Origin of the sequence: Leptospira terpstrae serovar Hualin str. LT 11-33 = ATCC 700639, from assembly GCF_000332495.1 — a bacterium.
In the GTDB taxonomy this organism is placed as follows: Bacteria; Spirochaetota; Leptospiria; order Leptospirales; family Leptospiraceae; genus Leptospira_A; species Leptospira_A terpstrae.
This window is the reverse complement of sequence record NZ_AOGW02000010.1, coordinates 110,674-134,706: the sequence shown is the minus strand read 5'-3', so window position 1 is coordinate 134,706 and position 24,033 is coordinate 110,674. Positions and strand designations below refer to the sequence as shown.

Annotated in this window: 17 protein-coding genes; 13 read left to right on the top strand and 4 right to left on the bottom strand. The window is 39.5% G+C overall.

Annotation, left to right across the window (positions count from 1 at the left end; genetic code table 11):
• Positions 1 to 93: 93 nt before the first annotated feature.
• Positions 94 to 852, bottom strand: coding sequence for an SDR family NAD(P)-dependent oxidoreductase (locus LEP1GSC203_RS09015; protein WP_002974068.1), 759 nt, complete (start codon positions 850 to 852; stop codon positions 94 to 96).
• 135 nt (positions 853 to 987) lie between these two features.
• Between LEP1GSC203_RS09015 and LEP1GSC203_RS09010 the strand changes: the two genes are divergently transcribed.
• The 3 genes from LEP1GSC203_RS09010 to LEP1GSC203_RS09000 are packed head-to-tail and all read left to right on the top strand — an operon-like array spanning position 988 to position 5,485.
• Positions 988 to 3,288, top strand: coding sequence for a PP2C family protein-serine/threonine phosphatase (locus LEP1GSC203_RS09010; RefSeq protein ID WP_002973935.1), 2,301 nt, complete (start codon positions 988 to 990; stop codon positions 3,286 to 3,288).
• A gap of 47 nt (positions 3,289 to 3,335) precedes the next feature.
• Positions 3,336 to 4,742, top strand: coding sequence for an Lcl C-terminal domain-containing protein (locus tag LEP1GSC203_RS09005; protein ID WP_002973869.1), 1,407 nt, complete (start codon positions 3,336 to 3,338; stop codon positions 4,740 to 4,742).
• A 47-nt stretch (positions 4,743 to 4,789) separates the two neighbouring features.
• A complete protein-coding gene (locus tag LEP1GSC203_RS09000) occupies positions 4,790 to 5,485 on the top strand; it encodes a hypothetical protein (protein ID WP_002974398.1) in 696 nt (231 codons plus the stop codon).
• 3 nt (positions 5,486 to 5,488) lie between these two features.
• Here the strand turns inward: LEP1GSC203_RS09000 and LEP1GSC203_RS08995 are convergent, their stop codons facing one another.
• Positions 5,489 to 7,063 (bottom strand): hypothetical protein, encoded by a 1,575-nt coding sequence (locus tag LEP1GSC203_RS08995; RefSeq protein WP_002974373.1) that lies wholly within the window; start codon positions 7,061 to 7,063, stop codon positions 5,489 to 5,491.
• A gap of 209 nt (positions 7,064 to 7,272) precedes the next feature.
• Here LEP1GSC203_RS08995 and LEP1GSC203_RS08990 point away from each other — a divergent pair, with 209 nt between their 5' ends.
• From LEP1GSC203_RS08990 to lpxB, 10 genes are all read left to right on the top strand, one after another.
• Positions 7,273 to 10,485, top strand: a complete 3,213-nt coding sequence (locus LEP1GSC203_RS08990) for a fibronectin type III domain-containing protein (RefSeq protein ID WP_002973681.1) — start codon at positions 7,273 to 7,275, stop codon at positions 10,483 to 10,485.
• Positions 10,486 to 10,665: 180 nt separating this feature from the next.
• Positions 10,666 to 11,925, top strand: a complete 1,260-nt coding sequence (locus LEP1GSC203_RS08985) for a Vgb family protein (protein WP_002973571.1) — start codon at positions 10,666 to 10,668, stop codon at positions 11,923 to 11,925.
• An 81-nt stretch (positions 11,926 to 12,006) separates the two neighbouring features.
• Positions 12,007 to 13,920, top strand: coding sequence for a PAS domain-containing sensor histidine kinase (locus LEP1GSC203_RS08980; RefSeq protein ID WP_002973923.1), 1,914 nt, complete (start codon positions 12,007 to 12,009; stop codon positions 13,918 to 13,920).
• 161 nt (positions 13,921 to 14,081) lie between these two features.
• On the top strand, positions 14,082 to 15,251 hold the full coding sequence (gene sucC / locus LEP1GSC203_RS08975; RefSeq protein ID WP_002974302.1) for an ADP-forming succinate--CoA ligase subunit beta: 1,170 nt from the start codon (positions 14,082 to 14,084) through the stop codon (positions 15,249 to 15,251).
• Positions 15,252 to 15,263: 12 nt separating this feature from the next.
• Positions 15,264 to 16,154 carry a succinate--CoA ligase subunit alpha gene (gene sucD, locus LEP1GSC203_RS08970; protein WP_002974228.1) on the top strand — a complete coding sequence of 297 codons (891 nt, stop codon included), beginning with the start codon at positions 15,264 to 15,266 and terminating at the stop codon, positions 16,152 to 16,154.
• 57 nt (positions 16,155 to 16,211) lie between these two features.
• Positions 16,212 to 17,753, top strand: coding sequence for a TolC family protein (locus LEP1GSC203_RS08965; RefSeq protein ID WP_039937657.1), 1,542 nt, complete (start codon positions 16,212 to 16,214; stop codon positions 17,751 to 17,753).
• 21 nt (positions 17,754 to 17,774) lie between these two features.
• A complete protein-coding gene (locus tag LEP1GSC203_RS08960) occupies positions 17,775 to 19,229 on the top strand; it encodes an SH3 domain-containing protein (RefSeq protein ID WP_002974014.1) in 1,455 nt (484 codons plus the stop codon).
• A gap of 11 nt (positions 19,230 to 19,240) precedes the next feature.
• On the top strand, positions 19,241 to 19,480 hold the full coding sequence (locus tag LEP1GSC203_RS08955) for an FmdB family zinc ribbon protein (protein WP_002974122.1): 240 nt from the start codon (positions 19,241 to 19,243) through the stop codon (positions 19,478 to 19,480).
• A gap of 9 nt (positions 19,481 to 19,489) precedes the next feature.
• A complete protein-coding gene (locus tag LEP1GSC203_RS08950; RefSeq protein WP_002973708.1) occupies positions 19,490 to 20,356 on the top strand; it encodes an LpxI family protein in 867 nt (288 codons plus the stop codon).
• Positions 20,325 to 21,536 (top strand): lipid-A-disaccharide synthase, encoded by a 1,212-nt coding sequence (lpxB, locus tag LEP1GSC203_RS08945; protein ID WP_002974144.1) that lies wholly within the window; start codon positions 20,325 to 20,327, stop codon positions 21,534 to 21,536. The genes LEP1GSC203_RS08950 and lpxB overlap by 32 nt, the downstream gene beginning before the upstream one ends.
• Here lpxB and LEP1GSC203_RS08940 read toward each other — a convergent pair.
• Both LEP1GSC203_RS08940 and LEP1GSC203_RS08935 read right to left on the bottom strand, forming a co-directional pair.
• The gene (locus LEP1GSC203_RS08940) at positions 21,510 to 21,878 is read right to left on the bottom strand and encodes a hypothetical protein (RefSeq protein WP_002973569.1); all 369 of its coding nucleotides are present in this window, start codon (positions 21,876 to 21,878) and stop codon (positions 21,510 to 21,512) included. The genes lpxB and LEP1GSC203_RS08940 overlap by 27 nt on opposite strands.
• Positions 21,863 to 23,989, bottom strand: coding sequence for an LIC_12586 family protein (locus LEP1GSC203_RS08935; protein ID WP_002974346.1), 2,127 nt, complete (start codon positions 23,987 to 23,989; stop codon positions 21,863 to 21,865). Before LEP1GSC203_RS08935 ends, LEP1GSC203_RS08940 begins: the two co-directional genes overlap by 16 nt.
• Positions 23,990 to 24,033 lie beyond the last annotated feature (44 nt).

Below are 24,033 nucleotides of genomic sequence, written 5' to 3'. Positions count from 1 at the left end.
GACAAACTTTTCGTCAGGAGAAAGGTAGGGAACTGACCCTCCTCCTTTTCTATCATCTCCGCTTGAAAACTTAGAATCCACTGCTAAGTAGACTTATTTCTTTAAGGATTCCAATTTCATCGCTTCAATTTTTTGATAAATTCGGAAAGGGAAAAATAGAAATCTGTCAACAACTTGCATAAGACGGAAAAGAAAAGACGGGTACACTTCCTTGGCGTTGGACTGTATCCCACGTACCACTTTTTTGGCTACCGTCTCCGCAGACTGGCTTGGAAAAGGAACCGGAACTTTTTTCCCTGCAGCATCAAAGAACTGTGTTCTGGTTGCAATCGGATAAACTACCATCACTTGGTTTCCTGGTTTCAACTCATACCGATAGGCATCGATAAAAGAACGAACTGCAGCTTTTGTCGAAGAGTATTGTGCGTAACCAGGCAAAGACAAATGGCCCATGGCAGATGCTGTCACTATAAAGTAAAATGGTGATTTTCTTGTTAGGTTGAGTGCAATCAAACAATACAACGGTGAAAATACATTGGTACGGTAAATGCGATCGATCCGGTCCCAATCCGCGTTACCGATGATTTCATAATAGGCAAAGCCAGCATTCGCATAAAAAATATCGATTCCACCCAATTTTTTATCAGCATCTTTCAATAATTTATCCAGGTTCTCTTTTTTGGATACATCGCATTTGTAAGGGATAACGTTTGGATGAACCAGAATGTTCTTTTCATTTAAATCGCAGGCGAGAACTTTCACACCCTCGTGCTTTAACACTTGCAACATGGTCTCTTTACCGATTCCGGAGCCTGCACCGGTAATCACGATTCTTTTATTTTTTAGTTCCATGGGTGAAACCTAAATACGAGAGATTCGGAATAAAGTTCTTTTTAATAAGACATCTAACTTTTTTGGAATAAATTTATAAAAAATCTTTACTGTGTCTATTTTACCTTTAGTCTTTGTTTCCCCAGGGGAATCCATATGAGTAGTTTTTTTGATCTTATTTTCAAGTTCTTCTATAAATATATTTCCTATAGCTTTGCCATCGTCTTTTTCTCACTTTTAGGTGCCTTTTTCGGGGCCTTTTATGCGTACTTTTTCGGATCGGCCCTAATCCCAGAATTTACCGCAGAAAACCATCCCCAAGTGGTCCTCGTCTTTGTGATCACGACAGCCCTTGCCGCCATTGGCCATAGTGTCGAGTTTGGGATTTTATCCCCCCTAGGGTTTCTTGGCATTCGCACCGACACAAAAAAACTCAATGCAAACTTAAAACCAAATGAAACAATCCGCCATAAAGATATTTTGGAATTAGAGAATCTACTCAATTCCATCATCGATTTTCCCAAAGAAAATATGTATGCGGCAGTGCGTTATGCCTCATTTGTTTTTATTTCCGTATCCATTACCCATGTAATTTACAAACATCCGTTTTATGAATTGTCTTTAATTTTTATTGGATGGCTTGCTGCCGTTTTTGTCTACGGAGGATTTTCATATATCATCTCCGATTATTTTACAGGTGCAAAACGAGTAGAAATTAAAAAAGTCCTTTCCTACCGCGATGTAACCATTCACAAAAACCACGGGATCATGAGTTTAAAGGGTAAGTTTATTTTTCTTTTAGTTCTCATCTTACTTTCCTTAAGTGTGTTAGCAGTTTTTATTTCCTTAGGCAATGCTAGCTTAATCAAAATTTCTACCTTCATAACCATGACTTTTTTCGAAGCAGTCATCCTCATCTTTATGTTTTTTCAATCGATCAACTTAACTTTAGAACAAATCAATGAATCAGCAAATAGTTTGGCAAGTGGAGGAAGGGGTTCCTTGCCTATCCTCTCCATCGATAAAGAATTCATTCAATTTGCAGAAAACTTTGAAAAAGCGACAAGGGAAGTAGGAAGGATTAGGGAAAACTTACAAGAATTAGTGGAAGCAAAAACTTCCGAATTAAGAAACAGCTTAGAAACTGTAGAGTTTTTGAAAAAACAACAGGATGGAGATTATTTTTTAACATCCTTACTCATCAAACCTTTAAGTTTAAACAAAACCTTGGGGGCAAATGTCAAAACAGATTTTTTTATCAAACAAAAGAAAACTTTTACGTTCCATGGAAGAGAAAATGAAATCGGAGGTGATATTTGTATCACAAGAACGGTCCCATTACGAGGTAAGGATTATACATTTTTTCTCAATGCAGATGCCATGGGAAAATCTTTACAAGGAGCCGGAGGAGTATTGGTATTAGGTGCGGCAGTTCAGTCCATATTAGAACGGTCTTTAGCAGTACAAGCAGTCAAACTCCTTTATGCTGAACGATGGATTAAAAATGCCTACCAGGAACTCCACCATATTTTCGAAAGTTTCGATTGTTCTATGTTAGTTTCTATGGTTATGGGCCTTATTGATGACGAAACAGGCCTTGTTTATTATCTAAATGCGGAACATCCTTGGTCTGTTTTATATCGAAATGGAAAAGCGGAATTTATAAAAAACAATTCAGAACTCAGAAAATTAGGAACTCCCGTAAAAGAAAATTCATTAGAAATCTCCACCTTACAATTGCAACCTGGCGATGTTATGGTTTTAGGTTCGGATGGCCGCGACGACATCGAATTTGTGACAGAAACCGACTTTCGAAAAATCAACCATGACGAGGAATTGTTTTTGCATCATGTAGAAAGAGGGAATGGTGAATTAAAATCCATCTACCATTCCATTTTGGAAACTGGGGAACTAACTGATGATTTGAGTTTGATGCGGATTTCATTTAAAGAACACCAAACCCTACCTCCCAGGTCCATCAGAAAAGAATCCTATGAACTGATGAGAAAGGCAAGATCCCATATAAAAGAAAACCTTTTAGAAAATGCAAAACTAAGCTTAATGGAAGCAAACAAAATCAATCCTGAAAACCAAGAGATCTTAAGAGCCCTCCTACGACTTTTGGTGCGAATGAAAGACTATCCATTAGCTTCTGAAAAATTCAATACCTATATTGAGGAATTTCCAGGTGATACTGACCTTATCTATTTAGCATCTTTTACATATAAACAAACAAAAGAATATGGAAAAGCCATAGATATGGCGGAAAGGATTCGCTTACGCAATCCTGGACACTTACCTAACCTTCTACATCTTGTACAACTGTATCTTTTAGTAGGCAATCTGCCTAAAGCAGAAAAAACTTTGGGACTTGCTTCCTTTCTGACAGCCGATTCAAAACGAGTGGATGCATTACGGATGCAAATTGAAGATATAAGAAAGAAAGTAATTGATTAATTTCTAATCAGTTACGAGCGTTTGTTATCTGGTTACAGTTAACACCAATGGTTCTTTTTTATTTTAGATTCTTTTTGTTTGTTTTCCTTTTGTTATTCTCATTTTCCTGCCAAAGGTCTGAATTTAGTAACCTTTGTGATCCTAAAACAGAGGATTATTTAGATAGCTTACTCCTTCGTTATATTAATTTTGATGAAACCGAACACTGTGGACTGGTCTTAAAAGTAAATCCTCCTACCTATTTGATTTGCCCCCCTCTAACACCGAAGGTAAATGGAAATTTTTTTTTAGAAAATTTTGAATCCGATGGAAACAGACTTAGTTTTTCATCCAATCCACCTCTCCCGGATGGAATTTCTTTTTCCCCCTTTTCTGCCTCTCTCCAAGGAAGTTATTTTGTATGGAAAGCAAACCGGCAAAATTTTACCATCACAGCCAGTAACCCGAAAGGGAGTGCTAGTTGTACTTACCAACCAGCTTGGATGGGAAAAATTCCACTTAAAACCAATACCACCGCTTGTTTTGACGGAGCAAATAACCCAGACCCAACTTGTACATCAATACCAGGGCAAGATGGTCAATTGCAGAAAGGATTGCCCCAAAGTTTTATCGGCCCCACCACTGTAGCGGGAGTGGAAATCACAACCGACTTAAATACTGGCCTCATCTGGACGAGTTGCCAAATAGGGAAATCGGGAACTGGTTGTCCAACCGTTGGTCCGATTACTTTTTCCTATTCCGGTGCACAATCCGAATGTACTAGCCTTAACGCGGGATCTGGGTTTGCTAACCGCACCGACTGGCGAGTCCCCGAAATGGAAGAATACACTAGTACTTTCGATTATTCCCTAGCCAATCCCTCCATCAACCAAACTTATTTTCCTGCGACCGATAGTTTCAATTTTAAAAGTAATACTTCTAATTCTGCTGCCACTGCAGCTTATTATCCTACTTTCATTGAGTCTTCGATAGGGGCCGGTAACTATGGTGATTTGCATCATTTACGCTGTGTTTCCAATGGCCCTCGTCCCACCGCCAAACGATTGCTAGATAATGGGAATGGTACAATTACTGATCTCGACACTTCCTTAATTTGGCAAAGGTGTACGGCTGGCCAAACAAACTTAACTACTTGTAGTGGAGGAACAGATCTCCTCACCACTTGGTCTAGTGCAATTAATTATTGCCAAGGCTTAAACCTTGCTGGAAAAATATGGCGTTTGCCTAATGCCAATGAACTTCGAAGTCTCTTAGATTATTACATCACGTTTGGTAGTCCCGGATTTGATCCAACTTACTTTCCTAATACTGTTTCCTCAAACTTTTGGACATCAACAACAAGTCCTTTGAGTTCAGCCAATGCTTTCATAGTGCATTTTGGAAGTTCGAGCGGTGGACCCGATCTAAAGTCAAACAATACAACGAACAGAACTCGCTGTGTTTCCGATTTTTAAGGTTTGGCAAAATTCAAGATAATTCTAATTTTAGAATTCCTATTAAAATGTTAAAACTATTTCCATATTTACTTTTTCTTTTTGTTTTTCATTGCACCACAGTAGGTTTTCACGAGACCAAAGTCCGAGAATCCATTTCGTTTGGACCTGAAGCAAATTTCAGAGTATGTATTCTAAAAGAAACAGACATTACCAAAGAAGAAACAGAAACATTATTTTTGGCATGGAATGAGGAACTAGCACTCTACAATTTGAAAGCAGAACCAATTCTTTTAGATGTTATAGAAAGACCTGGTTTTTGGGGTACAGACATTCTTGGATATTTAATGAATCGGCAACTAACCAAAGGATGTGATCGATTACTTTATTTAAAAGGTCGTACATGGGGAGACATTGGTTTTGAAGTTTTAACCCTTGGCATTTTTGTAGGTGTGGGTTTAAAACTAGAAGTCCAAGGAGCTGTCGAAGGCCAAACGAATACAAGAGGATACATCAAAGCAAAATACATTTCAACAATCCAATTTCTTTTTACAAGTCCCAAATCCACCCTAATTCACGAAGGATACCACCTACTCGGATGTGGCCACCAACTTTTTATGAAAGAATGTTACGAAAAAATTCGTAATGTAAAACTCCTCCTCACTGACCCCAATAGGGATCCCAATTTTTTTCCCGTCATCACTACAACCGGAAAAAAAATCTTGTTCCCTCCTAACTTTCAAACGAACTTTAACAAATATTAACCTTTACTCATAAGGTTTTGAACAAGTTTTTGACTGATAAAAACAATGAACTCTTTTTTTATTAGGAAAGACGATTTGGCGGTCTCCTGTCTTTTGCCAATTGATGATACGGATTCCATTTTTGTCCCACTGCTCCTCATCCTCACCAATGGTCCAAGTTTGTCCCTCCGATTGGATTTGATAAGCACCTGATTTCCATAAGAAGACAGACTCAATCTGACCATTGTTAGATGTCCCGGAGAACCCACCTTCATACTGTCCACTCAGTCCGCCAAAATCATAGACTTGATTTCTCATCATACAAGGGATGTGTTGAAACTCAGTGATTTCATTTGGATTTTTAGGAATTTCTAATAATCTTGTACTGCAATGATTAGGAAGTTCTCTTGTTTTTCCGGACAGTTTCGGTTTTTCATTCAGTCGCCAAATGAAAAATTGATTTTCTAGATTGGACTTGTTCTTAAGAAAATAATCATACATATCTGAAGTTGCTTTCTCTAAGGAAATACCAAACTCTTCGACAAAGGACGTTTCTGCAGACTTTCCAAAACAAGTATCTTCATAAAAAGATCGTATTTTTTGGTTTCCATAAACAATAGAGAGATATTCCAAAAACATGGTCCCCACCAAACGATAGTCACCAAGTTTCGGATCATTTCCTTCTTTTAATGAAGTCCGTTTATTTAGAAATTTTTTAAAAAACCTTTCATACGTATTCGCTTTATGTTCTGAATCCGTCTGAATTACACTCAGTTCTGCAATTCCTTCGAGAAACCAAGGTTCGACAATACCTCCTTGTGAACCCAACTGTTCGCAGCGTTGGGATTGAATGTAATGCATAGTATCATGTTTCCAAGCTCGGAGGTCATAATTCTGTTTTAAAAATGTATCAAGGACTGGGTTTCCTTTTGCTTCCAAAATGATTCCTGGAAGTGGACAGAGAGTAAAAAAACTTCCATTGGAAAACCCTGTGCAGTCTTCCTTTGTATTAGGATCTTTTCCTGCATAAATCCAAAATTTTTCTTTTGATTCATGTAAAATCACTTTGATCCTTTCTGCACGAAACCCAAATTGTTCTTCGCTAAAATTCAAAAACTCAGAAATTCGATTGGTTTCTCTTATGGAATCTACAACCAAACTCCATTTAGGTGAATAAGTAATATCAAAAACTCCGATTCGCGTTTGTTCTTCCCCCCAAAAGTTTGGATGTACAATATCATAATAAACCAAAGAACCTCTATTTTTCTTTTTATAAGTATACTGATTTATATTGGTTTTTGGAATTTTATGTTTTGTTATCATGGATTCATCAGGAAAATGAATTGTATAAGACGATTCCCATATGGCATGGGATCCTTTCGCTGAACGAATTGTATGTGAACTATTTTTCCATTCCCAGTTCCCTGCCTTTCCTTTGGGAACATCTATCGATTCTAATTTTTGAAAGTCGAGAGGAGGAACCTCTGGTAGATGCAAAGCTGACAACGTTTGGTCTTCCTTTTCCGCTGGATTTACCTCTTTGGCAAGTAAGCCAACAGATAAGAACCAAAGAAATAGAAACAAAGGATAGATGTACATTTAAGAACCTTCTTTCAGAGGGTTCATTGGAAATCATAGATTGTTTGGGTCAATAGAGAAAATTGAATCAGATTCGGAATCAAAGTACAATTTGAACACGGTTCAGACAAATGGTTCCATTGGGATTTCCCTAAACAAACAAAGGTTATCGAAAGATTTCTTTGCCGCATAACAAATTCAATCGACAACACCATCACAGGATTAGAAATATGCGAATATTCAAAAAACTGGGTAATTTAAAAGTGAAAAAAATATTAAGTATACTAATCATAAGCCAATTTATGGTTTCTTGTATTGCTTTTTTGGACTTCTCCAAAGAAGCCGATAAAAAACTAGAAACACTGGGAATCGTAGCAAGTTCTGTTGCGAATGTAGGTAGTGCTACGGCAGGACCTTCTGGAAAAACCATTGCCTCTGAAGATGGACAATTTGAAGTTTTAATTCCTCCTGGAGCCATGGAAGAAGAAAAAACTTTTACCATCAAAAGATACACATTAGCTCCTACTAGTTTACCAAACGGGTACATTCCCACTACAGATGCTTACGAAATCACTCCATCTTATCGATTTAAAAAAGATGTTGTCATCTCGATCACCCAAGATACGGGAAAAATTGAAGCCTTAAACTTAGTAAAACAAAGGTCACAAGGATTTATTTATACCACCACATCGGATTCTGACAACTCAGGACGAGTCAGTGGAGGATGGGATAGTAGTTTGACCACTGGCAGCTCCGACAAATTGCAATTCCAATCACGAACTTTTTCTATTTTTGGTGGGGGAACACCTCCTCCAGGAAACGGAGCGCCAAACATAGTTGGTGCTTTTTATGATTTTAAACCAAGTTCTTCATTTTTACCATTTCGCGTTCGTGCCCAAGTGATCGAACCAGACGGAGATAGCATGAGTGTTTATCTCGTAACTGGTCCTGTTGGCCAAGGAACCGTTGCCATTCGAATGACTCCAGAACCGGGTAATTGGTATTCAGCTCTGATTCCTTATGAATCAATGATCCAAGCAGGGATTCAAATCCAAGTTTTAGCTGTAGATGTGTATGGCAATAATACAACAAGACCAAGTTCTGATATGTTCCTCTATCCAGCGAGCTCTGGAAATCCAGCATTCGTCAGTAACTATGATACAGACAAAGATAACGATGGTTATTTGGACGCATGGGAGATTGACAATGGATTCAATCCAAACAGTGCATCTTCACCAAATGCAGCTTCATTTCCTGATACGGATTTAGATGGAATTCCGAATGTCGCCGACCATACACCAAATGGTGAATTCAATCCACAGATTGATTCCTTGACTGTGATTCCTAACCAAGCAAGAATGTATCTCGATGAAAAAATTACATTTTCTATTTTAGCATCTTACCTTGGTTCCCCACGCTACGTAAGGTCTACCTTTGTCACAACGGGGAACGGACTTAGCGGAACACCTGTTGGAGAATTTTCTACCTCTGTGTTCCAAGCCATTGCCCCAGGAATTGCAGGAGTTCAAGTCACTGTAGGTTCATTCCAAGCAACATCGACTGTGACTGTCATCGACACTCTTCCACCTAACGATATTACTACCTTAACTGCGACAGCCATGTCAACAACTCGAGTTCGATTACGTTGGCAAGCACCAGGTAACGACGGGCCTTACGGAAAAGTAAGTGCTTATGAAATAAGAAGGTCTGCAGCAAACATTGACACCGATGCAAAATGTTCTTCTGCAAGTACGATCTTTCATACCTTAACTCCGAAAAATGCGGGTTCGGTGGAAATTTGGGATGCCAATGGACATTCACCAAATACAACATATTACTATTGTATTCGTGCCTATGACCATAATGGAAATCGAAATGAATGGGTTTCCTCAAACGTTTCGGCAACAACCTACGCGGTAAGTGACACCATTAGACCTTCCGATGTGACTACCCTAACAGCTACAGCGATGACAAATGAAACGGTCCAACTTTCTTGGACTGCTGTTGGTGATGACGGAAATACTGGCAACGCATCCTCATATGAAATTAGAAGATCAGCCAGCGTGATCAACACTGATTTAGATTGCGATAATAGCCATGAAGTGACAAACTCAATTAGTTCAGTTACCGTAGGAACCAATGTCAACTTCCTAGTAACACAACTCAGTGCCGATACAAGGTACTACTTTTGTGTAAGAGGATATGATGAAGTTGGAAACAAAGGGAAATGGAATGGAATCGTATCTGCGACTACAATGCTTGGTAACTTACCACCTATTGTTAACGCAGGCCCAGACCAATTGAACGCAATGGCATCAACACCAGTGACACTCAATGGTTCGCAATCCTATGACCCTGATTCCGGTGTTTGTTCCGCAAACCCTGCAAGTTATGTTTATCAATGGAACTTCATCTCAAAACCACCAACTTCTAATTTAACCAATGCACAAATTACGAATGGAAACCAATTGAATGCTTCCTTTATTCCAGATGTAGCGGGAATGTATACACTCGAATTGACTTTCACTGACTCCAGTTCCACTTGTTATGGTGGACCTAGAATGGGAACAGACTTTGTCCAAATTATGGCATATGAAGCTGATCTCATTGCTCCCGCCCAAGTCACTTCGTTCCTAGGGACAGGAATTTCACAAGACCAGATCCAATTGACATGGTTGAATGTTGGGGATGATGGAATGACAGGAAATATCAATCGTTATGAAATTGGAATCTCCATAACTCCTATGACAACTGTTTCAGATTGCCAAAACGCACCATGGAAACATTCACCTAATATTAATAACTTTGTTCCCAATGCTCATGTGGCAACTGTGATTGGTGGTTTATTCCAAAACACTACCTATTATGTTTGTATCGTCGGATTGGATGAAGTGGGGAACCGCGGACAGGCGAATTTAGGAATTACTGTGACGACCCTTGCAGGAACCTCTGGATGGGGAGCATGGACGGCCTGGAGTGATTGTAGTGCAAATTGTGGTTTTGGTACACATTCAAGATCTCGGATTTGCCTCGATCCAATAGCGGGATGCGGCGGCACAGGTGTAGAAACTGCCTCTTGCCAAGTCAGACCTTGCATGGTAAATCGTTACATTTCCGAGCCAGCGGCGAATGGAACCAGTGCTACAGTAAGTTGTCCGGCTGGGTATACTCGGGGGCCGCATATGGCCACCAATCATTATCCAGGATCTTATACTGCACATGTTTGGGGAGATTATTGGGGAGAAGGTTGGGCTTGCGGAGCCATCTTTCGAGGATCTTTCGTTAACCAGAATCCAACGGCTTACTCCGTTTCGAATGGAACGAATAGTGCGACCTTCTATTTTTCAGACACAAACCCACCACCACCACCAAATTATTGTGTGACACACGAATTGAAATACAACCGATCTGTCGGAATCTATTGCTCGGAAGATCAACATTAATTCCAAAGACTCAGCTGTTCCTTTCCCAAGGAATGGCTGAGCCCATGGATAGTTTTTGTACGTTTGCTGTAGGGAGTGATTCTGCCTACAGCATCTTTGGATTCCTCGAAATCCCTAATTTTTCCTTTCCGACTTGCTTGATAGAACAGAGTTCCAATACCATGCTTTCAGAAACAAATTATGATTCGCATCTTTCTGCAGTTTCTTGCCCTTTCCTTTCTATTCGCTTGTGCCAAACCTAAAGCTGAAAACCTTTGTGATGCTGATGATTCCCTTTTTCTTCCGAATATTCTCTATCGACTGATCCTAGAAGACAAAAGTAGCCAATGCGGCTATAGAATATTCCCCAAGTTACCTGCATGCCAATTGGAATACGAAGAAACACATTTGGCAGAAAATTGGCCCGCTGTGAAGGCGGAGATGGAAACACAATTTGCACTAGGATCGAGTGGTATCGAATCTCTCTTCCAATATAGACCAGAAACAGTAGGTTCTGTCACTGGCAATGGTTCGACTGACTTTCAAGGTGCCCTCAATGCACCGAATGGAGCAGTTTACTTCCTACCGTATGACTCTCCCATGTTTCTATCGATTAACACTAGTTCGAAAACTTATACCAATGCAGGAACGGCTCCTGGAAGTGTTGCATTTATTGGAGGCTCCCTCGGTCCGACTGGAAAGATATATCTCGCACCTCATACGTCGAATGACTTCCGTTCGTTGGATACAAATAACAACCAACAGACGTTACTAGGAAATATTCCGATGATCAGTGCGGCTTACAATGGCGCAATGTATGCTCCCAATGGCAAAATTTACTTTGTACCAAGTTCGGAAACGATCATTCGTTACTACGATACAAAAACGGGAACCATAGGATCTGTGTCCACACCAACGTCAGGAGGTTTTTCGTCTGCAGTTCTAACTCCCCAAGGAAAAATATATTTTATTCCTTTAATGGCTACAAAAATGTATATTTTAGATACAAAAGACGATTCAGTTTCCATTCATCCCTATACGTTTTCTGGCACAGGCGATTATATCTCAGGGATCCTTGCTCCCAACGGAAGGATCTACTTAATCCCTTATTCAGCAGCAAACCTTCTCTATCTAGATACTGCAACAGACCAAATGGTAACAGTATCAAGTATTCCCGCAGCAACGAGTACCATGTTTAACGGTGCAGTCCTTGCTCCCAATGGAAAAATATATCCTGTCCCCTATTCGTATTCTAATTTCATTTCTATAGACACAAAAGACCATACCATCTCTACTCTCTTTGCCAAACCTACCGGTTCTTACAGGGGAGGTGCCCTAGGACCTAACGGGGAGATTTACCTGGCTCCGCATTCTGCCAACCGCTTTGACCTCATTTTTACTAATTCCATAGGAAAGTTTTGTAATTCCCTCAGGCTCTCTCCTTATTGGAACAAACTATAAGCGAATTAGATCCCATATATTTTAAGTTCTTTTCGTCTGATGTTCTTACACAGGTTTCCAAACCTGCCAAACGAACATTAGATGAAACCCCAGAACCAATCCAGTCCTACATCATTTGTTCCGTTTGCGGATAGTCTCCCTTTTGGAGTTTTTATTTTTGAATCGCCTACCTGTGAATATTCTTTGGAAAGCCAATTGGTTTACGCAAACCCATTAGCAAACTTTTTTCTAAATTTAAATTCCACTAAAAAAATCCCGAAAACTCTAAAGGAACTTTTTCCTCAATTGCAGAAAGAGGATTTACTATCAAAAATACTCTCCAATTTAACAAAACCGAATCCCTCGCCCATCTATTTGAATGAGGAAATTTTATTAGATAAAAAATCGGAAAGTAAAAAAATCTACTCCCTCTTAGCCAAACCTCTTACAGACAATCAGTTTTATTTTTTGTTTGAAGACATCACAGAACTTTCGTTTGCTGAAAAAAACTTCCGTGAAAAGGAATCAAAATTGGATCGTGTTTTAAAAACCATGATCAATGGAGTCGTTGTAGTAAACTTACAAGGACAAATTATTTATGCAAATGATAGTGCAGCGAACATTCTTTCACTCGAAATAAACAAAATCGAAAATCAATACTTTGCCTCTAAAGATTGGAGACAAATCAATGAAGATGGAACCCCATTCCCTTCCGAAAAACTTCCATTGGCCATAGCACTTGGCAAAGAACAAACAGTCTACAACTGCGAACATGGGATTATAGCCGATGGAGAAAAAATCAAATGGTTAAGTATTAACGCCACTCCTCTTTATAACGCAGATGGTAAATTAGAAGGAGCAACCGCCAGTTTTTTAGATATCACGGAACTGAAAAATACACAAAATACAATCGATCTAAAAAATCGGAAGCTAAAGGCAATTCTCGATGCCATTGAAAGGTCGGCAATTGTTAGTGTTACCGATACAAAAGGCGTAATTCAAAGAGCCAATCATAAGTTTATCAAAATTTCAGGTTATTCAGAAAAAGAATTATTGGGTTCAGATCACAGAAAATTAAATTCCAAATTCCATCCAAAAGAATTTTGGCAAAAAATGTGGAAGGATATTCTATCTGGCCAACCTTGGGAAGGAATCATTCGCAACCAATCCAAACAAGGAAATTTTTTCTGGTTACAAACGTATATCCATCCTCTATATGATTCCAATGATAAAATCGAATCCTTTTTATCCATTCGATTTGATATCACCGAAGAAATAGAAGCTTTAGAAAATACAAACCGGATGCTTCATTTTACTGGAATTCAAAACACTCGTTTACAAAACTTTGCCTATATTGTCTCTCACAATATCCGCCAACACTCGTCCAACTTTACCTCTCTCATTTCTCTACTGGAAGAAAATCCTTCCGAAGAAGAAAGAAAGAATATTGTGAATATGTTACATGCATCAGCTGACAAACTGAACGAAACAATCACACATCTAAACGATATTATATCTATCAACCAAATGCTAAACAAACCAATGGAGATTTGTTCTATCGAAGAAGAAGTTCAAAAAACCTTAAACATACTGAAAGGTTCCATCGAATCCCGAAACATCGATGTAATGATTGAAATTGAAGAAAATCTAAATCTTAGGATCATTCCAGCTTACTTGGAAAGTATCTTACTAAACTTGGTATCCAATGCTATTAAATATGTACGTTTAAAACAGGGAGCCTTCATTCGTGTTTCTGCTAAAAATGATGCAGGGCAAATTCAACTTATGGTGGAAGACAATGGCCTAGGGATTGATTTAGAAAAACATGGTAACAAAATCTTTGGTATGTTTAAGACTTTTCACAAAAACGAAGATGCCAGGGGGATTGGACTTTTTATCACTAAATCACAAGTGGAAGTTCTAGGTGGAACAATTACAGTCCAGAGCAGTGAAGGAAAAGGCTCCACGTTCACAGTGTCACTCCCCGAAAATCCAAGCGAAGCCATTCACCTCTAAACTTATCTGCTGAATCTCTGTACATGCCAGATTCTGCTTACGACTGCCTTTGGTAGAGTAGAACATTCCAAACGGTCTTGACAATCTCCCCCAACCCCTGAGGCTTACCCTAGTGATCCGCTGGCTTGCCCTGCGGACGTACCAATGACATAAGGAAATCCATGAAAGTCCACGAATACCAGGCCAAAGAAATCCTACGTAGACACAATGCCAACGTTCCCTTCGGAAAGGTCATCGACAGTGTCGGTGATTTCGAAAAGGCATACAGCGAAGTTGTCCAAAAATCACCCGTAGTGGTGGTAAAAGCCCAAATCCACGCAGGTGGACGAGGAAAAGGTGGCGGGGTCAAAGTCGCAAAGACAAAAGATGACGCCAAAGCTGCTGCTGAGAAAATCCTCGGGATGCAACTCATCACACCTCAGACCGGTCCGGAAGGAAAAAAAGTTCTCAAAGTTTATTTAGAACAAGGTCTTGAAATCGCAAAGGAATACTACCTCTCCATCTTACTTGATCGTGCCATCCGCAAAACCATCATTATGGCTTCTACGGAAGGTGGAATGGAAATCGAAGAAGTTGCAGAAACTCATCCAGAAAAAATCATCAAAATTCAAATTGATCCAGGGATCGGAATCCAAGGTTCTCAAGTGCGTGAACTCGCATTTGCTTTAGGAATTCCAGCTGAGGCGCAAAAATCTTTTACAGCTCTTGTAAACTCGGTTTATGCAGCTTACATTAAAGAAGATGCAGCCCTTCTCGAGATCAACCCCCTCATCCTTACAAAACAAAACGAAATCATCGCAGGTGACTGTAAGATGGACTTGGATGAAAACGCACTTTACCGCCACCCTGAAAACGAAGCTCTTCGTGATATCACTGAAGAAGATCCGTATGAAGTTAAAGCAAAAGAATACAACCTCAACTATGTAAAGTTAGATGGAAACATTGGTTGTATGGTAAACGGTGCTGGTCTTGCCATGGCAACCATGGACATTGTTAAGTTAGCTGGTGCAGAACCTGCAAACTTCTTGGATGTCGGAGGTGGAGCAAACCCTACTACGGTAGAAAACGGTTTCCGTCTTATTCTTTCTGATCCAAACGTAAAAGGGATCTTTGTAAACGTGTTCGGTGGTATCGTTCGTTGTGACCGAGTAGCTGTGGGAATTATCGAAGCTACTAAAAAGGTAAACGTATCGGTTCCTGTTGTAGTTCGATTGAAAGGAACCAACGCAGAAGAAGGGAAAAAAATCCTGAACGAATCCGGAATGAATATTGTTGGAGTGGAAGGACTCCGTGACGCGGCAGACAAAATTGTCTCCCTAATCAAAAAATAGGAACTAGAAAACATGGCTGTATTAGTTGATGAAAACACAAGAGTAGTCGTTCAAGGGATCACCGGTAAGGAAGGATCCTTTCATGCGACTCAAATGTTGGAATATGGTACAAAAGTAGTTGCTGGAGTCACTCCAGGCAAAGGTGGCCAGATCTGGACTTCCGAAACAGGAAAAACAGCTCCAGTTCGTAACACCATCAAAGATGCAATGATCCAAGACGGTGCCAACGCTGCAGTGATCTTTGTTCCACCTCCCTTCGCGGCTGACGCGATTTTGGAAGGAATCTTTGCTGAGATCCCACTCGTAGTTTGTATCACGGAAGGAATTCCAACTCACGACATGCTAAAAGTATATAGTGTGCTTCGTAATTCTAAAACCAAACTCGTAGGACCAAACTGTCCCGGCGTGATCAACCCTCGTTACAATGTAAAGATGGGAATTATGCCAGGTTTTATCCACACTCCAGGAAACATCGGTATCGTTTCTCGTTCAGGAACTTTGACATATGAATCCGTTGCTTCTCTTACAGCGGCAGGCCTTGGCCAGTCTACTTGTATCGGAATCGGGGGAGACCCAGTGCCTGGGATGAACCACGTAGAAGCGGTTCGCCTTCTCAACGAAGACCCTGACACGGAAGGAATCGTAATGATTGGTGAAATCGGCGGAACTTCGGAAGAAGAAGCCGCAGCTTACATCAAAGCGCATGTGAAAAAACCAGTTGTTGGTTTTATTGCAGGCCAAACAGCTCCTCCAGGAAAACGTATGGGCCATGCCGGTGCGATCATTTCCGGAGGAATGGGAACTGCCACTTCAAAAATTGCAGCAATGCAAGACGCTGGTGTTAGCATTTGTGCACACATTGGGGAAGTTGGCGAAAAAATGAAGGCAGCCCTTAAAAAATAAGGGCTAATATCAAAAAAAACAGCTATTCAAGGGAAATGAGGAGTCTGAATTAACAGTATGGAACAACGTTCATGGGTTTCAAGTACATTGATCCTCCTCGTTTCCGTAGGCCTTTTGGCTGCGGAGTCTGGAGATAAGGGATTTACGCTTAGCTTACAAGATGCAGTCAAGTATGCCATTGAAAATAACCGCGAGGTCATGCAGGCACGTTTAGAGTTAGCTAAGGCAGACTCTTCTCTTATGAAATATGAAGGAAAGTATTCTTGGCGCGCCCTTTCCAAAGCGGAATTGGATGAAAAAAAGTTTCCTTTCAACCAAAACAATATCTTTACGGGAACCAAAACCCAAACCAATACTTATAGTGCCGGTTTAGAAAAACTATTCACGACTGGAACTTATTTTAAGTTAGAAGCCAAATCACAACGATTTGACTCCAACGCTTTTGAAGATCCGAATAAAACTCCTGCGGGATTTACAGCTCTCGGACTTCCTCTTTTGTATACAGATACTCTTTCTGTTACCATTGCCCAAGATTTACTAAAAAATGCTTTTGGTGCCAATGAAAGGAATATGGAAAAAATACTCGAGAACCAAACGGAAATTTTGCGAGAGCAAATGGAAGACCAAGTAGCAGGTAAAGTAGTAGCGACTCTTGTTGACTATTGGAATTACTCTGTGAAGGAATCGGGATACCAAACTTTCGAACAACTTAAAAAAAACACAAAGAATGTCAGGGACCTTACCATTCGTAAACAAGGTCTTGGACTTTCCGAAAGTTTCGAAGTGAACCAGTGGAATGCCCTTCTCTCTCAAGTCGAAGGACAAATGGCACAGGCTAGTGCAGAAAGAGAAGAAGCTCGCCGTAAACTCATTCGTTCCCTCAATCTTCCAGAAGATACGGTCTTTCAAAAGACAACACCTCTTTCAGAAACCTTACCTTCAAAATTGGACTACCAAGCCGATATTGATTATGCTTATAAACATAGAGCGGACTTTCGTGCCATCTTACGAAAAAAAGAAAACGCAGAACTTTCTATGAAAACTGCCAAAAACGAAGCTCTTCCTTCCTTAAAGGCAGCAGGAACTTACGGATACCAAGCACAAAATACAATTAGCCCGCAGAACAATTATTCTGATGGTCGTGCGGGAGTTTTTTCTTACCAATACCCTGTAATGCAAGGATCCCTAGACCTTTCTTACCCCATTATGGATAAGGGAGTGAAGGCAGGAATTCGCGATGCGGAAATCCAAAAACGCCAAGTTTCATTAGAAGAAGCAGATCTTGTCAAAGCAGTTTCTGATGATGTCAAAACTCGGATCGACATCTTAAAGGCTTCTTTCCAAGTGATGGAAAATGCGAAACACACAGAAGAGGAATCTAAAAAATATTACAATGGAGTATTACGTTCCTTCCAACAAGGTAGGTTCAATGCTCTTGCTGTGAAAAATGCATTAGACACTCATGTACAAGACCAATTGTCACTAGTGCGAGCAAAAGTAGATTACAACATCAATTTACACAGATACTATGTTGCAAAGAATGTTTTATTTGAAGAATACGGAGTGGATAGATCCAAACTCCTACCTGAAAACTTATAACAAAAAAACGGGAGGATCCTTTTGATACGCTCCCGTGTATTTCTTGCCGTAAGCCTTGTTTTTCTTTTTATACTCCTAATCACTTATGCCTTCGTTGACTTTCGAGAGCGAGAAGACAAGGCTTATGATTTTTACCAATCGGAATCCTATCGTAAAGTTCTCGCACTTTATCAGGAAAAAGAAATTCCACCTGGTGAATTAGAGCTCACCATCCTTTCCGAAACCATCTCACAATTAGAAAAAAAATTGAACGAGAAGGAAACTACCAAAGAGTTACAAACGTTTTTCCAATCTCGTTCGGGAACCAAACTGGTCGAATGGGAAACCACTCGGGGAACCTACTTTCATATTGAGGATCCTTATCTTCCTAACTTAAAAAAACATGGGGAAGGTTATAAAAGAGCTCTAATCACAAAGATTCTCACCCTAACAAAACCTATTCCCAAACCAGAAGTTACAAACCTGCTTCTGAAACTAATTCTGGAAGACCCACGGGGAATGGAAGATAGGTTTAGCCGTGCACTTGCAAACCTACTCAGTTTTCCTTTTGAACCAATTGGAGAAATTGAATCTGATTTTTTATTACAAAGTTTGCATTTTTTAGCCAATACCTCAAACACCAATCTCTTCCACCAAACAGCAATTTTACGGGGTAAAAATGTAAACCTCCGCAGTGGTCCTGGTCGTGAAAATTCCGAGGTCGGAAAAATCAGTGAACCTGAAGAGGCAGTTTGTTTAGAAGAAGATGCTGGTACGGAAACCATTGCCGGAAATCTTGGGCATTGGAAACGATGTTACTTCCCAAACTTACAAAAATCAGCTTGGATCTTTTCTGGATTTTTAACAGAAGTTCCGCCAAACCCCGCACTCATCGCAGAATTTGAAAACCGATTTAAGTCAGTGGAAAATGAAATTCGAATCGATTTTGAAGGTTGGAATGGAAATCAAATCCCTGCTACTTTTTTTGGGGATTACATTCCAAGAGATTCGGAACGTGTCTCGGGAGAAACAGGATTTCCTATTTTCGGTTTATCCAAAGAATCAAAATCCATCCAAAGGATTTGTAAAAAACTTTCTGGGGATAAAAACTACTTTGAGTTTTCTTTCCAACCTACAGATTCTGATCTCCCCATTTCCTTTTTAGAACTCCACCTAAACTACGACAACCGGGAGCACCTCGCCTATTCATTATCCCTGGATAAGGAATCCATTTGGGTAAATAAAAATCGATATGTCCTAGACGGCGAAAAAAGAAGAGAAAACCTGTCCTTACACATTGGATCTCGCGAAGGGGACAAATGGAACGCAAGTCTTTGGAGACGAAATACAGGACTCATTCAGTCCATTCGTTCCTTACCTATGGATGAATCCGCACTTCAGTCGGGTCGGTATTCCTGGGAAATTTGTCTCCCTCTAGCAAAAGAACCGAACAGAGAAAAAGTAATACTCTTTGAAATTAGAACAGGAATCCATTAGAGGAGGAAACTATGGCTACCTACGATTACCATTGTAATACATGTGGAAAAGACTTTGAACACGTTCAGTCGATGAAAGAGGACGCAATCACACAGTGCCTCTGTGGAAAAAATGGATCGGTCGAACGTCGAATTTCTGCAAGCGCAGGAATCATCTTCAAAGGAACTGGTTTTTATGTAACCGATTACAAAAAAGCCGGCTCTGACACTCCTCCGCCTTCCACTGGCAGTAGCGATTCAGGAACTCCTTAAGGTTTATCTTTGGCACCCAAAGGCCGATTAGCCATTATTGCTGGTGGTGGGGAGTTACCTCACATTGGAATGAAAGAAGCACTTCTCGCGGGTGAGGATCCTCTTTTTCTTGGACTCATCGAATCAGACTTCACTCCGAGAGAACACAGTGCACGCACGATTCCCGTTCATATCACCCAAGTAGGCAAAATTCTAAAAACCATCCAAAAAGAAAAAATCACTAGAATTCTTATGCTCGGAAAAGTGCGAAAAGACCTACTCTTCCAAAAGCTGAAATTTGATCTAAAAGCGTTGGCCATTCTTGCCCGCACCATTAACAGAAATGACTACCCAATTTTCTTAGCGATTGCCGATGAGTTTGAGGCCATGGGTGTCAAAGTCATCTCGCAAAAAATCTACTTACAGTCGTTACTTCTTCCCGAAGGTCGTTATACACCGAAAAAGTTTAACTCCCAAGAATTAAAGGATATTGACTTTGGGATGTTTTATGCCGAAAAAATGGCCGATTTAGATATCGGACAAATGGTCGTGGTTTGTGACGAATCGGTCATTGCTGTGGAAGCAGTAGAGGGAACCGATGAAACCATCAAACGAGGTGGGGTGTACACCAAAAAGAAAGGTGATGCCATTGTTTGTAAAAGCCCCAAGGCCAAACAAGACAACCGTTTTGACCTTCCGACCATAGGGATTCATACCTTTCAAGTCATGTTAGAGAGTGGTTGCAAAACACTCTGCATTCGAGAAGGTGAAACTTTGGTGGTGGATCCAAAAGCTGTGATTGAATTTGCAACCAAACATAAGTTAAATTTTTGTGTTGTAGGAAAAGGCGGAAGTAAGGTTCTCAATGGTAACCAAAAAAAAATCCCATCTACATGAGTCTGACAAAAATATCTTAGTCATTGCCGGGGAACATTCTGGCGATTTACTCGGAGCTGATCTTTTACAAGAATTGGCAATACTAGAACCAGAATATAAATTCTATGGAATTGGTGGCGAAGGTATGATCGAACACGGTCTTGATTCCATGGAAGAGTTGGAACATCTCAGTGTGATCGGATTTTCCGAAGCCTTAAAAAAATATAGTTTTTTAAAAAAGATCTTCTACCGTGTTTTAGAAGAGACCACACATAGACCCACTAAACTTGCGATTTTGATTGATTACCCTGGATTTAACTTACGTTTGGCGAAGGAATTAAAATTAAGAGGGATCCCTACCGTTTTTTATGTGTCCCCACAAATCTGGGCTTGGAAATTCAACCGAATTTATTTTATCAAAGAACAGATTGCACTTATGCTTACCCTCTTCCGATTCGAAGAAGAAATTTATACCGAATATGGTGTGAATGCGAAATTTGTGGGTCACCCCATCACCAAACGGATCCCAGAAAAACTTAAGAAAGAACCAGTGATTACGGAAAAACTTCCTGATTCCCACCATGGTTATACAGTGGGACTCCTTCCTGGTTCCAGGAAAGGGGAAATTCGTAGGCTCATTGATCCAATACTAGGAACAGCAGCCCTGCTACATGAAAAATGCAAACTAGAGAAAAAGAAAATTGTATTCCTTCTTCCGAATATCAATGCTAAGGAAGAATCCTTCCTATTGGAAAAAATTGATGCGTTAAAACAAATCCATCCTGACATCCAAATCCATTACCTTTGGAATGCTTCACTTCGAGTCATGGAAACAAGTGATTTACTCCTGATTGCTTCTGGAACTGCCACACTGGAGGGATTGTATTTCGAAACACCAATGGTGATTCTTTATAAAGTGAGTTTGTTTACTTATCTTTTAGGTTCACTGCTGATGAGATCTAAATTCATAGGTCTTGCCAATATTTTGTCTGGTGAGGAAGTTTGTCGGGAAATCACACAAAACGAATGCCAACCTAAGTATATATTTGAAGAAGCATGGAAAATTCTCTCCAATACAAAATTAAGAAACAAAATGAAAGGAATCCTTCGGGATGCTAAAGAAAGAGAACTAGGGACTACCAATGCCTCCAAAAAGGCTGCGAAGGAAATCCAATCACTCCTTAGAACTCTTACGAATTAAACGAACCACCCGATTTTCCCAAGTGCCAATCCAAGATTTAGGTTTAAGGTCAGAATACAAAAAATATCCTTTAATGGTTTCTTCGTCATTCGGCCGTAACCGCATTCCGACAGAATCCAATTCCAAACTGAGATCCCCAGAGCCATTCCAAATGACTTTGTTTTCTTCTGGCTGAATGTTTAGGAAATGAATTTTGTTTTCCCACTCTAAAATCCATTCCCCACCAAAGGCTGGTAATTTAGAAATTTCTGGAGCAGTATCTGCTGGGTTTTTTGTTTCTTTGCAAAGAGAAAAGATTGAAAGTAATATTAGGAAACTAACTGAGACTATTTGATGACGCATTTGTTTTCCTCTTCTGTAAAACTAAAACTTCCCCTGGATTCTCCAACAAGCCCATAAGTAGTAAAGGCATAGTTTCCATTTTTGTTATTTCCATAACCCTTTAAATCCAAAGATTCACTAGAAACTACTAAATTTGAAATATAATCCATATCCGAATAACGACTCAAATCAAATTCTAATTGAAAGGGTTTTCTCAAAGGACTTAAATCCATTTCCAATTTTGAAACCAAATCTGCTTCTTTAAAGTTTACACCAAATAGTTTGAGTGAATAGGATGTACGAGCGTCTTTATGAAGACTATAATAATCACTTCCAATACTATTAAAACTATAATCTAAACTGACATGGGTAGGTTTTAATTCAGCACCACAAAAATTCATCCAAGGATCAGACCATGGGTATTCATTCAAAATAAGACTAAAGCCAAAGTTTGGTGTTTTACTCGCAAAATAAGAAATCATCGAAACTTTTGAATTGGAAGATCCCAAATTCAAACCCAGATTCATCCTTCCGTCTTTGACTAAAACATTCCCTTTCGATTCCCCTAGTGTTTCAGATCCACTAAATGGGTAATAATTGGCAATTTGAATTCCAAGATCCAAGTTCATAGATTCCAAGAAGTATTTATAAATTTTGGTTTGGTAAAAGTATTCTTCTGGAATTAACTTCTCTTGGCGTTCTCGAATTTCTTCTAAGGTTTCCTGTTTCCAATCCTCATAGAGTGGTTTCCAATCACTACCGTATAAGTCCGGAGTTTGGAAATTGAGTTTGGTTTTAGAACTCATTGGATAATAATAAGATCCATCTGTTTTTTTGGAACGACCCCAAACATTAGCTCCAGAACCAGAGAGATGGGAAGGTTTTCCAAAAAGTAATGAATCAAAATTCAGACTCCATTCGTTACCTTCTAAAAATTTCAAAGAGAGTGTTCCTTTTTCTAACTTCAATAAACTCGAATCCCATTCGATTTCAGATCCGACGAGTTCTCCCTGAAGTTGGAACCATTTGTTTTTATCGCCAGACTCTAAAAGTTCTAAATTCCCCTTTAAGGATCCAGACAAGGGAAGATTAAAATTTCCTGAAAGATCAGATATTCGTTCTGCAATATTTTCCAAAGATTCAATTTGAAATTCAAAATTTCTAAAAAGAAGCGGTTCTTTGATGGTTTCTGTTTTTACTGAAGTTTTGATTCGGAAATCCGTTCCCAAAAACTCCCTTTCTTCTTTACTCGGAGTAAAAAGAAATACTTCTCGAAACCTAAATCCATCCAAAATATAATTCTCAAAAAATGGGATAGGAATGAATGAATTTTCGAACTCGACATCACCACTGGCAGTAAATCCAGAAACGGGATCTCGCACGACTTTCCCTTCTCCTGAAAGTACTGCTGAATGTACATTAGAACCAAATAGATAATTAGTAAGTATGATGGCTTCTTCAGACGGGTAGTTTTTCCATTTAAACTCAAATTGAAATTCATCCAAATTTGTTTCAGAAAACTCACCTTCTCCTTTAATTCTAGTAGTGTTAGGGATCCAAAACCAACCGTTGTTATATGATAGAAATAATTTTTTACTTTTACGTTTTAAGACTATATCCCAACCTTCTTTCCAATCTACTAACGTAGAATCGTTTTGTTTGACGGTGAGTTTTGCATCATGAAATCTTATGTCTTTTAATTTGCTCTTTTGGGCATATTGAATGAGTTGGTTACGTAAACTCGCATTTTCATTCAATACCAAATGAGGGCTATAAAAATCGATTTGTTCTACGATAGGCGAATCTTTAAAATAACTCGATAACCGAAAGGTTACCTTTTTCACCTTCAACATATGGTCGTTAAATGAAAAGTCTTCCTCGTTTGATACGACCAAGTCTTCAATGATAAGGCCTTCCCTGAGAGAAAAATCCAAAACTCCAATGTCCACAGCTTTCCCAAGTTCTTTGTTGATGGTATAAGAAACTACTTTTCTAAGTTGCACCAAGGGGATGCGGTAGTTTCGAAGATAGAATTCTAAACCATAATAACAGAGGATAAAACAGAAAAATATGAGGCCAAGGGCCAAAAACGAAAATAGAACCCGCTTGTTTTCGCGGATTCTATCGAACATCTGAGAAAGGATTTGCCTATAGACAAATAGGCGCTTTAGAGAAA

Excerpts from the sequence above, each read along its gene's own strand:
- LEP1GSC203_RS09015 (WP_002974068.1), bottom strand. The coding sequence starts at position 852 with ATGGAACTAAAAAATAAAAGAATCGTGATTACCGGTGCAGGCTCCGGA.
- LEP1GSC203_RS09010 (WP_002973935.1), top strand. The coding sequence starts at position 988 with ATGAGTAGTTTTTTTGATCTTATTTTCAAGTTCTTCTATAAATATATT.
- LEP1GSC203_RS09005 (WP_002973869.1), top strand. The coding sequence starts at position 3,336 with ATGGTTCTTTTTTATTTTAGATTCTTTTTGTTTGTTTTCCTTTTGTTA.
- LEP1GSC203_RS09000 (WP_002974398.1), top strand. The coding sequence starts at position 4,790 with ATGTTAAAACTATTTCCATATTTACTTTTTCTTTTTGTTTTTCATTGC.
- LEP1GSC203_RS08995 (WP_002974373.1), bottom strand. The coding sequence starts at position 7,063 with ATGTACATCTATCCTTTGTTTCTATTTCTTTGGTTCTTATCTGTTGGC.
- LEP1GSC203_RS08990 (WP_002973681.1), top strand. The coding sequence starts at position 7,273 with ATGCGAATATTCAAAAAACTGGGTAATTTAAAAGTGAAAAAAATATTA.
- LEP1GSC203_RS08985 (WP_002973571.1), top strand. The coding sequence starts at position 10,666 with ATGATTCGCATCTTTCTGCAGTTTCTTGCCCTTTCCTTTCTATTCGCT.
- LEP1GSC203_RS08980 (WP_002973923.1), top strand. The coding sequence starts at position 12,007 with ATGAAACCCCAGAACCAATCCAGTCCTACATCATTTGTTCCGTTTGCG.
- sucC (WP_002974302.1), top strand. The coding sequence starts at position 14,082 with ATGAAAGTCCACGAATACCAGGCCAAAGAAATCCTACGTAGACACAAT.
- sucD (WP_002974228.1), top strand. The coding sequence starts at position 15,264 with ATGGCTGTATTAGTTGATGAAAACACAAGAGTAGTCGTTCAAGGGATC.
- LEP1GSC203_RS08965 (WP_039937657.1), top strand. The coding sequence starts at position 16,212 with ATGGAACAACGTTCATGGGTTTCAAGTACATTGATCCTCCTCGTTTCC.
- LEP1GSC203_RS08955 (WP_002974122.1), top strand. The coding sequence starts at position 19,241 with ATGGCTACCTACGATTACCATTGTAATACATGTGGAAAAGACTTTGAA.
- lpxB (WP_002974144.1), top strand. The coding sequence starts at position 20,325 with ATGGTAACCAAAAAAAAATCCCATCTACATGAGTCTGACAAAAATATC.
- LEP1GSC203_RS08940 (WP_002973569.1), bottom strand. The coding sequence starts at position 21,878 with ATGCGTCATCAAATAGTCTCAGTTAGTTTCCTAATATTACTTTCAATC.
- LEP1GSC203_RS08935 (WP_002974346.1), bottom strand. The coding sequence starts at position 23,989 with ATGTTCGATAGAATCCGCGAAAACAAGCGGGTTCTATTTTCGTTTTTG.